This is a genomic window from Phormidesmis sp. 146-20, from assembly GCF_052939475.1.
Window position 1 is genome coordinate 26,227 of sequence record NZ_JBJPHT010000047.1, and the last position, 13,847, is coordinate 40,073.

General features: G+C 49.2%; 17 protein-coding genes. 9 read left to right on the forward strand and 8 right to left on the reverse strand.

Translation table 11 applies throughout. The features are described from left to right. Together ACKFKH_RS26300 and rimM are read left to right on the forward strand one after the other, a co-directional pair. A partial coding sequence (locus ACKFKH_RS26300) for a DUF4351 domain-containing protein (protein WP_446861308.1) occupies nt 1-277 on the forward strand: 277 nt, incomplete at its 5' end. Between the two features lie 65 nt (nt 278-342). Continuing rightward, nucleotides 343-891 carry a ribosome maturation factor RimM gene (gene rimM, locus ACKFKH_RS26305; protein WP_446861309.1) on the forward strand — a complete coding sequence of 183 codons (549 nt, stop codon included), beginning with the start codon at nt 343-345 and terminating at the stop codon, nt 889-891. A 231-nt stretch (nt 892-1,122) separates the two neighbouring features. Here the strand turns inward: rimM and ACKFKH_RS26310 are convergent, their stop codons facing one another. From ACKFKH_RS26310 to ACKFKH_RS26320, 3 genes are all read right to left on the reverse strand, one after another. Then, entirely contained in the window at nt 1,123-1,812 is a 690-nt protein-coding gene (locus tag ACKFKH_RS26310; RefSeq protein ID WP_446861310.1) for a Uma2 family endonuclease, read from the reverse strand. Nucleotides 1,813-1,902: 90 nt separating this feature from the next. Further along, on the reverse strand, nt 1,903-3,243 hold the full coding sequence (locus ACKFKH_RS26315) for a TldD/PmbA family protein (protein WP_446861311.1): 1,341 nt from the start codon (nt 3,241-3,243) through the stop codon (nt 1,903-1,905). A gap of 302 nt (nt 3,244-3,545) precedes the next feature. Beyond that, on the reverse strand, nt 3,546-5,018 hold the full coding sequence (locus tag ACKFKH_RS26320; protein WP_446861312.1) for a TldD/PmbA family protein: 1,473 nt from the start codon (nt 5,016-5,018) through the stop codon (nt 3,546-3,548). Nucleotides 5,019-5,567: 549 nt separating this feature from the next. On the opposite strand from ACKFKH_RS26320, the gene ACKFKH_RS26325 reads away from it, so the two are divergent. From ACKFKH_RS26325 to ACKFKH_RS26335, 3 genes are all read left to right on the forward strand, one after another. Further along, a complete protein-coding gene (locus ACKFKH_RS26325; protein ID WP_446861313.1) occupies nt 5,568-6,476 on the forward strand; it encodes an SPFH domain-containing protein in 909 nt (302 codons plus the stop codon). Then, the gene (locus tag ACKFKH_RS26330) at nt 6,473-6,664 is read left to right on the forward strand and encodes a hypothetical protein (RefSeq protein ID WP_446861314.1); all 192 of its coding nucleotides are present in this window, start codon (nt 6,473-6,475) and stop codon (nt 6,662-6,664) included. Before ACKFKH_RS26325 ends, ACKFKH_RS26330 begins: the two co-directional genes overlap by 4 nt. Nucleotides 6,665-6,776: 112 nt before the next feature. Then, entirely contained in the window at nt 6,777-7,328 is a 552-nt protein-coding gene (locus ACKFKH_RS26335) for a hypothetical protein (protein ID WP_446861315.1), read from the forward strand. A gap of 8 nt (nt 7,329-7,336) precedes the next feature. Here the strand turns inward: ACKFKH_RS26335 and ACKFKH_RS26340 are convergent, their stop codons facing one another. Continuing rightward, the gene (locus tag ACKFKH_RS26340) at nt 7,337-8,203 is read right to left on the reverse strand and encodes a nuclear transport factor 2 family protein (RefSeq protein WP_446861316.1); all 867 of its coding nucleotides are present in this window, start codon (nt 8,201-8,203) and stop codon (nt 7,337-7,339) included. 159 nt (nt 8,204-8,362) lie between these two features. After that, nucleotides 8,363-8,713 carry a hypothetical protein gene (locus tag ACKFKH_RS26345; protein WP_446861317.1) on the reverse strand — a complete coding sequence of 117 codons (351 nt, stop codon included), beginning with the start codon at nt 8,711-8,713 and terminating at the stop codon, nt 8,363-8,365. A gap of 353 nt (nt 8,714-9,066) precedes the next feature. Here ACKFKH_RS26345 and murG point away from each other — a divergent pair, with 353 nt between their 5' ends. From murG to ACKFKH_RS26365, 4 genes are all read left to right on the forward strand, one after another. Further along, complete coding sequence (gene murG, locus ACKFKH_RS26350; protein ID WP_446861318.1) at nt 9,067-10,185, forward strand: undecaprenyldiphospho-muramoylpentapeptide beta-N-acetylglucosaminyltransferase; 1,119 nt, start codon at nt 9,067-9,069, stop codon at nt 10,183-10,185. Nucleotides 10,186-10,356: 171 nt separating this feature from the next. Beyond that, nucleotides 10,357-10,563, forward strand: coding sequence for a hypothetical protein (locus tag ACKFKH_RS26355; RefSeq protein ID WP_446861319.1), 207 nt, complete (start codon nt 10,357-10,359; stop codon nt 10,561-10,563). A 523-nt stretch (nt 10,564-11,086) separates the two neighbouring features. Then, nucleotides 11,087-11,221 (forward strand): hypothetical protein, encoded by a 135-nt coding sequence (locus tag ACKFKH_RS26360; RefSeq protein WP_446861320.1) that lies wholly within the window; start codon nt 11,087-11,089, stop codon nt 11,219-11,221. A 53-nt stretch (nt 11,222-11,274) separates the two neighbouring features. Further along, nucleotides 11,275-11,559 (forward strand): hypothetical protein, encoded by a 285-nt coding sequence (locus ACKFKH_RS26365; protein ID WP_446861321.1) that lies wholly within the window; start codon nt 11,275-11,277, stop codon nt 11,557-11,559. A gap of 279 nt (nt 11,560-11,838) precedes the next feature. Here ACKFKH_RS26365 and ACKFKH_RS26370 read toward each other — a convergent pair whose 3' ends face one another. Genes ACKFKH_RS26370 through fabD form a run of 3 tightly spaced genes read right to left on the reverse strand, consistent with a single transcriptional unit; the run spans nt 11,839 to nt 13,705 of the window. After that, on the reverse strand, nt 11,839-12,144 hold the full coding sequence (locus ACKFKH_RS26370; protein WP_446861322.1) for a DUF2288 domain-containing protein: 306 nt from the start codon (nt 12,142-12,144) through the stop codon (nt 11,839-11,841). Nucleotides 12,145-12,160: 16 nt separating this feature from the next. Next, nucleotides 12,161-12,799, reverse strand: a complete 639-nt coding sequence (locus ACKFKH_RS26375) for a lysophospholipid acyltransferase family protein (RefSeq protein WP_446861323.1) — start codon at nt 12,797-12,799, stop codon at nt 12,161-12,163. Between the two features lie 24 nt (nt 12,800-12,823). After that, nucleotides 12,824-13,705: an ACP S-malonyltransferase gene (fabD, locus tag ACKFKH_RS26380; RefSeq protein WP_446861324.1), complete on the reverse strand. Its 882-nt coding sequence runs from the start codon at nt 13,703-13,705 to the stop codon at nt 12,824-12,826. Between the last annotated feature and the right edge of the window lie 142 nt (nt 13,706-13,847).

Consider the following 13,847-nt stretch of genomic DNA (forward strand, 5'->3'; position numbering starts at 1 on the left):
GGAAGTCCGCGAAGAAGTTAAAGAGGAAGTCCGCGAAGAAGTTAAAGAGGAAGTCCGCGAAGAAGTTAAAGAGGAAGTCAAAGAAACTGCGCGTCAGGAAGAAAGATTGGTGCTGACAATGCGTCTTTTGACCCGACAGATTGGTGAAGTCAATGCCCAAAGACAAGAACAGATTCGGCAGCTACCCTCTTTTAGAGTGACCCAGTTAGCTGAGGCCTTACTAGACTTTTCTAGCGAAGCTGATTTAGACACCTGGTTAGATCAAACTTTCCTGTAGCTTGAGTCAAACACTGTATTGTGTGGATAGTCAAATCAAGAGAATGAATTCAAAACTTCGTTAAAATGCAGCAATCCGTCGCGTCTTCTCCACAAACTCCCTTTCTCGAAATCGGCAAAATCATTACGGCCCAAGGCATGAAGGGTGAGGTGCGCGTGTATCCTAACTCAGATTTTCCAGAGCGATTTGAGAAACCTGGAAAACGATGGATTTTGCGACCCGGAACAACGGAGCCACAAGAAATTCAACTGATCAAAGGGCGATATTTAGACGGCAAAGGGTTGTATGTGGTGCAGCTAGAAGGGGTCAACGATCGCACTCAAGCCGAAAACCTTCAGGGCAGCAAATTGTTGGTCATGGCTAACGATCGACCCAAGCTTGAAGCCGATGAATTTCACGTTGCAGATCTAATTGGTTTGCAGGTGTTTGATCAACCTACCCAAACATTAGTTGGAACCGTTGTAGACATTCTGACAGCAGGACATGACTTATTAGAAGTCAAACTTGAGAATGAGAAAACGGTGCTGATTCCATTTGTGATGGCGATCGTTCCTATTGTCGATTTAGAGCAAAAGCGAATTGAAATTACACCGCCGATCGGTTTAATTGAATAAGCAGAGACTACAATTCAGTCTTAGAAAGACTGCGATCGGCACTGATGTAACAAAGAACTATATTAACGTGAATTCGATGAGAGTTTTTCCGCTTCGTTGTTCACGGCTTCTGCCCCCAAGCTGCCAATTTTGGCGGACTTTCAGAGAGGAATTCTAGTTCAAAGTCCCTCACTCGTGGGGGATTTAGGGGGCGTTCCTGGATCTAAAAGCGAAGCGTTCATCGAACTGACGTTATATTAGCTTCGAGAGTTGCTGTACAAATGCGGTATGCTCCGCTGAAGCCAATCCTGCTTGCAATACGGCCAGCACTTGTACCATGTTTCCTGCTAACAAATCTTCTACGGCCAGCCACAGACCCGGAAATACAAGACTCCGAATCACGCCATCCTCTTCAACGGGCAGCGGCACATACTCTCCTTCTTGCAGGTAAAACCAGTTGAACTTTTGTTCAAATATCTGCCAGACAATATATTCTTTAATGCCATTGCGACGATAGGCACGTTTCTTATCTCCCAGGTCGATCGCCGCACTACTCGCTGCAATCTCTGCGACCAATTCTGGTGCGCCCTCAACATAATCATCCTCACTCAACCGTGCCTGTCCACCAAACTGCTCCTCAATCAGCAAGACTGCATCGGGTTGAGGTTCGTTGTCTAAATCCAGACGCACAGTTGGGTTATCGCCCAACTCTATCCCCGGTGTGGCTACTTTATACATCCACAACCAACCCATGATGTTTCCGTGGGGTTGACCGTGACTTCTAAACCGCAAAGCTGCCGCCATGTAGACCACTCCTTCAATCAGTTCAGCTTTTTTGAGGTGAGGCATGGCATTGTAGCGTCGCTCAAATTCATAGCGGGTTAAGCGATCGCCATTCTCCAAAGGTGGCAGCAACTTCTGTTGAGAGGGTAATTTGGTCATTGCTTGCTCCGTCAGCGAGACATCAAAACTACCAATATTCGGATCTCCAAGCCCTTAAAGAACTCAGAGATCCTTGCTTACAGTCTGACTTTATTCACCCGTAATCGACAAACTATCAACCCAGACTCTTGGCGCAACGCCTGACCCCGTGAATTCTAAATCCTTCTCAACATAGATGATTGAATTCAACACTTCGCGAATGTCGCCTGCAACGGTGGCAGATTCGATGCTGATACGTTTGCCGTTTTGAATTAGCCAGCCGTCAAACGGCAGCGAGAATGAGCCTTGCAGCGATTGAACTCCCGCATGGAGCGCGCTCAAGTCATCAATCAAAATCACATTATCGGCAGTGTCTAGACTGTATTTCTGGGTGGCAGGTTCGCCAGGGAAAATGTGATAAAAGTGAGGGCTAACTGTCACCTTTGCGCCCATGTTAGCGTGTCCCGTCGGCTGGGCATTCATGCGTTTGGCGGTTCCGGCGCTGTGCAGAAAATTGGACAATACGCCATTGGTGATCAGCGGAATGCGGCGAGTCGGAGTGCCTTCACCGTCAAAGGTTTCAGCCCCCACATTTTCAGGATGCAGCGCATCGTCGCAGAGACACAGCAGCGGAGAAGCGATCGCAGTGCCTAAAGATTCGGGTGTAGAAAGGCTCTGTTTATCCAAAATGCTCTGGGCATTAAATAGGTTGGAGAATGCACCAATCAGACCGAGAATGGCTTCTGGTGAAAAGACGACGCGATACTTGCCCGTTTTCACCTTCTCGTAGTTAAGGTGGCTGATGGTTTTTTCGGCGGCTTCTTTGAGGCAACCATCAATATCGAGTTTGTCTAACCCGTAGCTGACGCGAAAGGCCCCTGCACTGCGAGGTTTGCGCCCTTCTTCTTCGGTTTTGGTGTAGAGATAGAGCGAGGCAACCGAATGCGATTCATTGCGAACGGCTCCAGCACTGTTGAGATAGAAGCGCTCGATATCCCGTTGAGCCAATCCGTTATAAGGTACTGACTTAATCGCAGGGTGAGCCAACATCAGTTCTTTTTCGGCGACGATCAGCTTTTCGAGCAGCGTCGAGACGGGTGCCTGGGGAGATTTCTCTTCGGTATGAGTAGCCGTGGGTGCGGTCGATTCGGGGCTAAAGTCGGGCACATTGTCACGAACGCCAAAGAAACTTGCTTCGTGGGCCGTTTTGAGCGCCAGTTCTAAGCCTGCGGGATCGACATCGGTGGTCGAAGTGACTCCAACGCTATTGTCATCATTCCAAACGCGGACGGTGACACTAGAACGATTGGAGGCTTTGACCTGTTGAGGTTCGCCTTGATCGACTTGAGCGCTGGTTTCATCGATCGACGCGCCATACACGTCGTACTTCTGAATGCCCAATTTTTGAGCGCTATCCTGAGCGTAAGCAGCAATTTCTGTAATATTTGGCATGGGAAATTAGAAAGTGTAGAGATGATGCGGAGAAGATAACTGAGCGGCTGTGTACACGCAAATCGTTAATCGCTTCGTTTCGGTCTGCTTCTGCCCCCCAAATCCCCCACAAGTAGGGGACTTTAAACTGAGAAATTGCGTTGAATTCTAGAAGCCTTTCTTTCTCAAAGTCCCCCAGAATGGGGGATTTAGGGGGCGAAGCATCTTGGCAATGACGAGTCAAATCAACTCATGGATACACAGTAGGATCAAAACGGATGGGCTGCTAAGTCTAGCGGTAACCGCTTTGATTGATTTGCTGCCTAGCGTCCGCCGACGGTGATTGAGTCAACTTTGATGTGAGGCTGTCCGACGGTGACGTAGACGCTGCCACTTACGGAACCGCAGAAGCCAGCCGCCAATCCCAAATCATTGGAACACATGGAAATTTTGTTCATGATGTCAACGGCTTCGCCAATCAGCGTGGCACCTTTGAGCGGTTTGGTGAGTTTGCCGTTTTCGATTAAATAAGCTTCGTCTACCGCAAAGTTGAATTGTCCGGTCGGCCCGACGCTGCCGCCACCCATCTTTTTGCAATAGATGCCCTTTTCAATGGAACCAAACAAGTCATCCAGAGAATACTCGCCCGGTGCAATGTAGGTGTTTCTCATCCGACTCGCTGCTGCGTAGGTGTAGCCTTGACGACGACCACTTCCGGTTCGAGGATGTCCGGTACGAGTGGAACCTGCACGATCGGCAATAAAGTTCTTGAGAATTCCATTTTCGATCAATAGAGTGCGCTGGGCGGGCATTCCTTCGTCGTCCATGTCGATCGTGCCGAATGCGTCTCCGGTCAGTCCTTCATCCCAGGCGGTCAGGTTTTCGTGGGCAATCTTTTCGCCTTTTTTGTCGATGAAGGGCGTAGTTTTGCGCTCGATTTGCGTCGTTTCGAGCAAGTGACCGCAGGCTTCGTGGAAGATAACACCGCCGAACTCGTTAGCCATGACGATCGGATAAGTGCCCGACTCAACATAATCGGCATACAGCATTTTAGAAGCGGACTCTGCCACTTCTTCAGCATCTTTGCTATGTGCCCAGGTTCTCAAGAATGCAGGATCGCTGGTGCTGCCGACTCGCTTGTTGATCGACGATCGATTAGTGCCATCGGCGCAGAGCAGACTGTAACCGACCGATTGCGTCAGGCGAATGTCTCGTGCAAACGTGCCGTCACTGGAAGCCACCAACACTTCTTGCCAATCGCGGAAGTAGACGGCCCGACGAGACTGCACATGTTGAGCTTTGGTCGCCAGTTCACCATTGGCTGCCAGTAGCACATCGCTCATTTCTCGCATCGAGCTACAGTTGGCTAACCAGGCTTCTTTGCCCTTTTTGACGGCGTAGTCTCGGAGCAGTTCGAGATTGATTTCGGGGATAAAGGCGTTGGGCGTAGGAAGCTGCAAGCCCATGATGGACAAGCCTTTCTCTAAGGCAGCTTTGAGACCATTGAATGACAGATCATTGGTGCTAACATAGCAGTCGGCTTTACCGCGAAACACCCGCACCCCTGCCCCCGTCGAGAGTCGAGGCGAAATGCTGGTAATGGCATCATCTTCGGCCATGCAGCTAATGTAGTTAACTCGTTCTAGAAAAAACTCAATAAAGTCAGCCCCTGCGGCCCGTCCGAGTCCGAGAAGAATTGAGAGGGGTGCTTCCCAGGTTTCGTCAAAGCGATCGGGCGTATAAGTGTATTTCAAGCTGGGCAGTTCTTTTGAGATCAATAGAGTGGGTGATTGCATGGAAAGCCTCTCCGCTAGGACTGTTGAGACAGTTGTTTGCTTATTGTAGCTTGAGCGACTTGTCGGGTAGCGGGCGGAATTCCTCACTTTCGCTAATTTGATCCCGCAGACTGAAAGCGACAGAATAAGAACAACAAAGATCACAAGGCACTCAGATCAAAAAATTATTCAGATTTAGATCATTCAAGCTCACATTAAAGAAACTACTGAACTAAAAATTTAATAGAAAACAGCATGTGAGCGTTAACAAAAAATTGATAGTTTACAGCAAATAAAGTTACCAGAAGTTAAACGAATTTAGCATCGCTTGCAGCTCCAGGAACGCCCCCTCCAGGAACGCCCCCCAAATCTCCCACGAGTGAGGGACTTTGAACCAGAGTTCTTTTCTTAAAGTTCCCCAAAATTGGCAGCTTGGGGGGCAGAAGCCGTGAACAACGGAGCGAAAATCTTGCATCAATTCACCTTTTTGCGAAATATTCGGCTTGCTCTTGCCATTCTGATTTCAGAGTGATATCACTTTAGTATCGACCAGACTCAAGGAGACTTCTCATGAAGCCGATCGCAGAATCTTCAGCATTCAAGCTCAATGGATTTCTAGCATTAGGGACACTCGGAGCAATCACAGCCCTGATCACTTGGCGAATTTGGGGATTAGTACAGCACTTTGGAGGTCGGCTAGATAATCTGGATGACCTGCTTGACCCCGAACTTTTGGCTTGGATTATTGCAACTTTGTTCGTCGTTGTAGTGCCTTCAATCTCAGGATTCTTCACCATTGAGCCAAACGAAGCCGTTGTCTTGACTCTCTTTGGCAGCTATATCGGTAGCGTTCGAGAAGCAGGATTTTGGTGGGCCAATCCTTTTGCAGGCAAGCGTAAAGTCTCCCTGCGGATTCGCAACTTCGACAGCAAAATCTTGAAAGTCAACGAAGCACAAGGCAGCCCGATCGAAATTGGAGCAGTCGTCGTCTGGCAAGTGCAAGACTCAGCAAAATCGCGCTTCACCGTGAACGACTACGAAGAATTCGTTGCAACCCAGAGCGAAACCGCCATTCGGACGTTGGCCGTGCGTTATCCTTACGATGCACCGACGGGAACCTCTTCTTTGCGAGGCGTGCCCGATGAGATTCTGCAAACCCTGCGGGAAGAACTACAAGCTCGATTGACGATCGCTGGCGTTGAGGTGATCGAAGCGCGACTCTCACATCTTGCCTACGCCCCCGAAGTGGCTCAAGTGATGCTGCGTCGTCAGCAAGCCCAAGCGATCATTGATGCTCGTCGCCAAATTGTTGAAGGGGCGGTCGGAATGGTCGATGAAGCCCTCAAACGACTGAGCGCAGAAGGGATCGTTGAGTTAGACGAAGAGCGCAAAGCATCGATGGTCAATAATTTGCTGGTTGTCTTAACGTCTGACCAAAATACCCAACCAGTGGTGAACACTGGAACCTTATACGCATGAGTCAAAAGAAGCGATTTTTGTTGCGGATCGATCCCAAGCTCTATGATGCCTTGGAAAAGTGGTCTGCGGATGATCTTCGCAGTGTCAATGCTCAAATTGAGTACTTGCTAATGGAGTCCGTTCGCAAAGCGGGACGATGGAAGAATCGCTCAACACCACCTCAAGAGGAGTCTGAAAGCGAAAATTAAATGAGGTTTTCTGCTCATGCTTCCAGCTTAACCAAACGTGCATCAGACTCTTTAGGCTGAAAGCATGAGTCGATCGCGACCAACCGCACCGTTAGAATACTAGGACTGCAAAATGCTAGAAATCGAATGTGTCCAGGATGATCTCGAAGTCCAGTTTGCTGCAACTGTTCTGCAAGACTTCACCACTCGATTTGACATGGAACCGTTTCTCTTTACGCACCAGATTCGTCTTGATTCGACCTTGGGGCGCGGCGGGGCAAGCCATCCAATTTTATCGCTGGGTAGTCTGCACGCTAGAGATCCAGACCGCTTTCTCTCTGTGTTTTTGCATGAACAGATGCACTGGTTTTTATGTGCCTGTGATCTCGATGAGGTGGAGGCTGCGATCGATGAGTTTCGATCGGGTTGGCCAGATGCCCCTGATCCATCCAGGAGCGATGAAGTCGGCGTAGACGAGTACTCTACCTATCTGCATTTTGCCGTCAACTGGTTAGAGCTTGATGCACTCTCGACCCTGCTGGGAACTGTCCGCGCCCGTGAAACTTTGTCGGGTCACTCGTTTTACCGTTGGATCAACTCCTGCATTCTGCGAGACACAGACAAAGTTGCCGATGTGATGTCTCGGCATGGCCTACTCCGTCAAGATGCTCGGCTGTTTCGCTAAAGCCGTCCTTACTTTGCTGGTACCCCTGAATTAGCCACCACTCGCAAACGCTGTGTCACCATCGTCATGCCGCCATGTCGCACCAGCACCGTAGAAATCCAATGATTGTTGGGCGTATTGGGGGCGCGACCAATTTTGAAAATGCCGCCCGACGTGAGCAATTCTAAATCGACCGTGGTTGGGTTCAAATAACCGCTCGGCTTCACAGGTTCTTCTAAAACACTGCCTAATAGGAGATCGCTGCCTAACGGTTCTTCGACGATCGCATCAAAGCTAAATTCTTGACCCACACGCACCTGAGTCGGCACATTGATTTTTACATCTGGAGGATTTTCACCCGACGTAATCTGACTGCGCTCAGACACCACTTCTTGTTGAATAATTTTTTGCCCTTCAAAGCGCTGCCGAGACTGCAACATCGAACTCAACTTCGAGGGCTGTCCATTCACCGTTTGAGTGCCCGTAATATAGGTCACCGTTTCTGCCTGAATGCCTCGCCCATCGGTTTGCCAGGATTTTAGCTCCGTCCGGTAGTTAATGTTGGGATACTGCTTCCAAAGCTGGGTGAGGGCCTGTTCTAGGGTTTGGCGCGTCAGCCCGTCCGTGTGGGTGAAACTGGGGCTATAGAACTGGAGAACATTCTGTACATTTTTGCTGTTGGCGGCTGCGTCAATTTTTGTCAGCGCTTCTTTGAGTTGAGGAGGGGCCGTTTCGGGTGGGGCAGCGATCGCTCGTTCGCTCAATAATTCTCCACCGACGACCAGCCCTAGCGTCAAAAGCAACAATCCCCAGCGCTTTACAGCAGGACGAGACGGGGTGAAGAGCGATCTCAAAGAGATGACTGGTGAAGCAGACCGCAAAGAAACATAGCGCATAAAGACTTGCTCAAAAAGTAGGGAGAAGGTCAGTCGGATTCACATAATATACTCCTCAATTTACAAAAATGTGTGCCAGTTGTCCGGGTTCCTCGCCAAAACAAAAGCCCCACCGAGGCAGGGCAAACTTTAGTCATTGATGGTGAGCGATCGAGCGGTTTACTTTTTGTCGTTGTACGTGTAGGAACCCAGTTCACAGAGGTTGAGGTCTTCTTCTTCTACCACGTCGCCATCTGCAAACGTGCCACGAATGCCATACATACAGGTGCTTTTACCATCTGCGATCGTCACGGTTGCCGACTCGCCAGGGTTGATCGTCTCGGTCAGAATGTTGTCTCCCCAAGTCTTGAGTTCGGTTGACTCGACGTAAAACTGAGTGATGGGGCTAGAACTCCGGTTGTGCAGTGTGAACTGAAGGTCTTCGGCTTGGGCACTTTGCATCCCGATCAAGAGGGCAGGAATGGCGAACGAAGTGGCAGTGAGGGCACGGCGCAAGGTCAATGAGAGCATTAGACGTTCCTTATGGATAACTGGATCACTTAGAAGCTAAGTCATAATTCACACTTCAAACAATGGTGCTTATACTTACCAAACAGTGTCTTCATCAAAACTAGATTTCTTTTTAGAGAACTTAAGAGAATGTTTGGAAAAGTGTCGTTTGTTGTCTTCACTCCCTGGGGGCGCGACAGCAGCGAAGCAAAGCAGCTTCTACGTTTCAAACGTCCACCATCTAAGGAAGCGATCGCCTTCCGACCCTCCGCTAATCTTGAATGCAAGCCCCACGGTTTCTAGTACAACAGATGGAGTTCTCAAGATGGAGTTCTCAAATAGCTGTAAAATTGCTTTAACGCTTACATTTGTTTGTGCAAACCCCCTCAGATCTGCCGTCAGAAAACACTGTGCAGTCTACCGACAAGTCGCCTCGTTTGTTAATTGCCGCCAGCGGAACAGGAGGGCACGTCTTTCCTGCGATCGCCACCGCCGAGCAGCTTCCCGATTATCAGATCGAATGGTTGGGCACCCCCGATCGCTTAGAAACTCAGCTTGTGGGCGATCGCTATCCGCTGCATACAATTTCGGTCGCCGGGTTTCAGCAAAAGTTGGGACTGGGGACGTTTAAGGTTCTGTTGCGCCTGATTGCTTCGATTTGTCAGGTGAGACAGATTCTCCAACAGGGCAATTTTGATGGCGTATTTACGACGGGAGGATATATCGCGGCTCCAGCGATTTTGGCGGCGCGATCGCTCAACCTGCCCGTCATTTTGCACGAGTCCAACGCCCTGCCCGGAAAGGTGACTCGCTGGTTTGCGCCGTGGTGTAGCGTGGTGGCGATCGGATTTGAGGCGGCGGCGGCTCATTTGCCTCGTGCCAAAACGGTTTGCGTAGGGACTCCGGTGCGATCGCAGTTCCGGTCTGAGATGGCTGCTTTAGAAGAGTTGCCGATTCCTCAAGACGTTCCCCTAATTGTGGTTGTAGGGGGCAGTCAAGGAGCCGTGGCGCTCAATCAGATGGTTCGAGAAGCGTCGTCTGGCTGGTTTGAGTCTGGGGCGTGGGTGGTGCATCTGACGGGAGACAATGACCCCAATGCCAAAGCGCTTCAGCATCCGCACTATCTAGCTTTGCCGTTTTACAACAATATGGCGGGACTGTTTCGACGAGCAGATTTGGCGATCAGTCGATCGGGCGCAGGAACCCTCACAGAGTTAGCCGTCACTCACACGCCTTCGATTCTGATTCCTTACCCGTTTGCAGCCGAAGATCACCAGGCCTTTAATGCAGAGGTCTTTGTCAAAGCAGGCGCGGCTAAGATGTTTCGCCAATCCGATTTGACCCCAGACAGTTTAGAAAAAGAAGTGCTGACGCTATTAAATTCCAGCGATTTGCAAAAGATGGCCCAACAAGCTGCCTCTCTTGCGGTGGTGGATAGTGCAGAGCGATCGGCTGACTTGATTCGTCAACAAATTGATTTGACTTTAGAGTGATCTTCAATGGTGTGAGCAGTGAAAGGGAGATGGGGTAAACAAACTGGCATCTGATCGCCCTGCCATTGATTCAAGAGCAATCAGAGAGCGACCCACTTCATATTTTCAAGAATTGGCTGGCACGTCTGATCATTTTGTCCCCGATTCTAGGACTGATCACCGGAGACTCTAATGGCGAAACTTTGGAGAAGGCGAGACGGTTCAAACTTTGGGAACTGGTTTTCTGGATTACTCAGCCGCTATCCTGCTGCCTATAGAGAGGCTGACAAATACCTTCGAGAGATAATGCCGGACATCGACGATATTCAAAATCAATTGATCGGCAAAGACTTCAAGAGCATGATTGTCCGGTTTAAACAACACGTATTTAAACATTGACTTCCAAGATCTGTCTGATGGAGAAAAACGCTTCTTTCTTTGTGCTGTTGTCTTAGCAGCTAACAAATACTAAGGCCCACTTTTCTGCTTCTGGGACGAACCTGATAGCTATCTCTCTTTGTCAGAAGTCGGACACTTTGTAACATCATTGCGGCGATCGTTTGAGAATAGAGGTCAAATTTTAGCAACTTCGCATGATGAGGAGGCTATCCGCAAGTTTTCAAATGAAAACGCCTTTGTACTCGATCGCAAAAGTCATCTAGAACCTACTTTAGTTAACGTGAATTCGATGGGAGTTTTTCGCTTCGGTCTTCAGCGCTTCTGCCCCCCAACCCCCCAATCTGGGGGACTTTTAGATCATAGTCTTCGTTCAAAGTCCCTCACTCGTGGGGGATTTAGGGGGCTGCCCGGATTTGTAACGGCAGCGAAGGATTTCATCGAATTCACGTTTAGTTAGAGTGCTGAGTGACATACCCGTCAAAGGCGATCTAATAGACACTTTGATCTTGGGTGATATGGCATTATGAGTATCGACAAGTATCAGCCGCACCTTCTTGTGTTGCCAGAAGATGATGCAAATCGTCAGGTTGCGATCGGTTTTTTGCTTGACCCAAGCCTCTTCAAGTTTTACCAGAGGCTAGAGGATGGAAAGATGTAGTAGAAAGGTTTATTCATCAGTATGCTTTTACACTGCAACAGTATCCAGATAGAATGATTGCTTTGCTGATTGATTTTGATGAAGATGAAAACCGATTGAATTATGTAAAGGAACAGATTCCAGAAAATGTAGAGAGTAGAGTATTTGTTCTTGGAGTGTTGTCTGAACCAGAGAAATTAAGGAGCGATATTAAAAAGAGTTTTGAAGGAATTGGAGAAGCTCTGGCAAAGGATTGTTCTAGTGAGGAAAACAAGGTGTGTGGGCATGATCTTCTCAAAGCTAACAAAACTGAGTTAGACCGCATAGTTCTTTCTGTCAAACCATTTCTATTTAATTAACGTCAGTTCGATGAGAGGGACTCGCTTCGTTTGAATCGGCTTCAGCCCCCTAAATCCCCCAAATTGGGGGACTTTGACCAAGAAAAAATTCCAGAGTTCAAAGAAATTATGCTGATTCAAAGTCCCTCAGAATGGGGGATTTAGGGGGCGAAGCGCTCAATAACGAAGCGAAAAAACTCCATCGAATTCACGTTAATTAGGGTAGGACAATGATGGTAACCCACTAATAAATTAGATTGCTCAACCTCTGATAACTGCTGAAAAAATCGTCTACACTTTCTACTCATTAATTAGAGATGTATCTTCCTGGATCAGTACATAGGGTTGAACAATTAGCGCTGTAAATCGTTTGGTTTGATTGAGATTCCAGTCGGCTTTTTGTTGGGGAGAAGGTTTATATAACAGCCCTTCTGCAATCCAGTGTTGGACAGAGCTTGTATTGTCATTGACGATCGCCACCCCCACATCCACCAGTGCTAATCCCGCAGCCACAATAATCACTGCGTCCCGCTCAGAATGCGGAATCAGCCATTCCCACTCGGCTTGATCGATCGAGTCTGTGAGTTCTGCTTTCAAGTCTGACATGCTCAAAGTTTCCTGTTTATCGTCCTAAATCATGTAACGCATTGATCGCTGCTGCACAGCGCTGGGTGACGGCTTCGAGCTGGGCGCGATCGCTCGACTCTGGCGGCAAAATCAATTCACCAATCCGCACCGTAAGGGGGACAGGACGCGGAACGGCAGAGCCTTTTTGAAAGATTTGCTCAGTTCCCCAGAGGCTCACAGGCAACAGCGGCGATTGAGTTTTGGCGGCAATCCAGGCGGCACCCAGTTTGGGGTCTTGAATGCGACCATCAGCCGTGCGCGTGCCATCCAAAAAAACGCCCGTTGCCCAACCGGACTCGATCGAGGCAATGGCCGCTTTCATGGCCGAACGATCGCCCGCCCCCCGCTTGACCGGATACGCTCCATAAACTGTAATCGCCTGCTTGAGAAACGGAACCCGAAACAGTTCTTCTTTGGCCATGTAGGCAACGGGGCGACCCACACAGCAAGACAGCAACATCGGATCAAAATCGCTGGCATGATTGCTCACGACCAACAGCCGTCCTCGTTTGGGCACCTGCTCGGCTCCATGAATCCGCCCTCGAAAGTAGAGATGCAGTGCAGGACTCACCACCGACCATTTGAACAAGTGGTATAGAAAAAGGCTGATGAAAGGCTCACGATCGTTTGGCATAGTTTTTAGCAACCACCGCTCCCATTATTGAGGGAATTCGGCCACAGTGCTGACATTTTCTAACACCAGATTGGGGCAAGTGCGTTTGATAATGCCCGTGAGAACTTTACCCGGCCCAACTTCGACCACGCGATCGACTCCTTCTAAAGGCAACTGCAACGAGATTTCTCGCCAGCGCACTGCTCCTGTCATCTGTCGATTGAGGCGATCTTTGAGAACGACCGCATCGGTACTGGGCAATGGATCGACATTGGAGAGAATAGGCACCTGAGCCGATCGAAACTCAACCGCATCCAACACTAATTTGAACTGCGTCGCCGCCTCTGCCATCAACGGCGAATGAAACGCCCCACTGACATTTAGCTTGACGGCCCGCTTGGATTTGACCTGAGTGAGAACAAATTCTACCGCGACGGGTGTGCCTGAAATCACGACCTGCCCGGCGTTATTGTCGTTTGCTAACACTACATCAGCAGTTTGATCAATGACGGTTTCGAGTTGAGCGCGATCGAACCCCAACAATGCCGCCATCATGCCATCCGAAGCGCTGTCCATCAACTCGGCGCGACGCTGGATCAGTTTCAGACCGTCTTCAAAGCTAAACACATCCGCCACATACAGGGCGGTGTATTCTCCCAAACTGTGACCTGCGACGAAATCAGGCTGATGCCCTTTTGCCTTGAGCAAGTCCGCCAAAATGCTCTCTACGACATACAGGCAAGGCTGCGTATACAGCGTGTGAGACACCTTATCGTCTGCGCTCTGACACACCTCAGCCACCGACCAGCCAAGGATCTGATCCGCCCGTTCAAATTTAGCTTTCGCCTCTGGAATCTCAAGCAAATCAACGCCCATGTCGATCGCTTGCGACCCTTGCCCCGGAAACACCCACGCTATTTTAGTCATTCGTCGTTCGTCACTAAAAACTTTAAGTTTGAATCTTGAAGGCCGTTCAACGCCCTAAATTTTACAGCCTATTCAAAGTCCTTTGTACTTATCAAAACATGAAGGAGGTTCCTAACGCTTCCCCTCACCGAACGCAAAAAAT

Coding starts and splice junctions, on each gene's coding strand:
- ACKFKH_RS26315 (WP_446861311.1), bottom strand. CDS start 3,243: ATGCCAAATATTACAGAAATTGCTGCTTACGCTCAGGATAGCGCTCAA.
- ACKFKH_RS26365 (WP_446861321.1), top strand. CDS start 11,275: ATGATTGCTTTGCTGATTGATTTTGATGAAGATGAAAACCGATTGAAT.
- fabD (WP_446861324.1), bottom strand. CDS start 13,705: ATGACTAAAATAGCGTGGGTGTTTCCGGGGCAAGGGTCGCAAGCGATC.
- rimM (WP_446861309.1), top strand. CDS start 343: ATGCAGCAATCCGTCGCGTCTTCTCCACAAACTCCCTTTCTCGAAATC.
- ACKFKH_RS26345 (WP_446861317.1), bottom strand. CDS start 8,713: ATGCTCTCATTGACCTTGCGCCGTGCCCTCACTGCCACTTCGTTCGCC.
- ACKFKH_RS26375 (WP_446861323.1), bottom strand. CDS start 12,799: ATGCCAAACGATCGTGAGCCTTTCATCAGCCTTTTTCTATACCACTTG.
- ACKFKH_RS26325 (WP_446861313.1), top strand. CDS start 5,568: ATGAAGCCGATCGCAGAATCTTCAGCATTCAAGCTCAATGGATTTCTA.
- ACKFKH_RS26370 (WP_446861322.1), bottom strand. CDS start 12,144: ATGTCAGACTTGAAAGCAGAACTCACAGACTCGATCGATCAAGCCGAG.
- ACKFKH_RS26355 (WP_446861319.1), top strand. CDS start 10,357: ATGGCGAAACTTTGGAGAAGGCGAGACGGTTCAAACTTTGGGAACTGG.
- ACKFKH_RS26330 (WP_446861314.1), top strand. CDS start 6,473: ATGAGTCAAAAGAAGCGATTTTTGTTGCGGATCGATCCCAAGCTCTAT.
- ACKFKH_RS26335 (WP_446861315.1), top strand. CDS start 6,777: ATGCTAGAAATCGAATGTGTCCAGGATGATCTCGAAGTCCAGTTTGCT.
- ACKFKH_RS26320 (WP_446861312.1), bottom strand. CDS start 5,018: ATGCAATCACCCACTCTATTGATCTCAAAAGAACTGCCCAGCTTGAAA.
- ACKFKH_RS26360 (WP_446861320.1), top strand. CDS start 11,087: ATGAGTATCGACAAGTATCAGCCGCACCTTCTTGTGTTGCCAGAAGAT.
- ACKFKH_RS26340 (WP_446861316.1), bottom strand. CDS start 8,203: ATGCGCTATGTTTCTTTGCGGTCTGCTTCACCAGTCATCTCTTTGAGA.
- ACKFKH_RS26310 (WP_446861310.1), bottom strand. CDS start 1,812: ATGACCAAATTACCCTCTCAACAGAAGTTGCTGCCACCTTTGGAGAAT.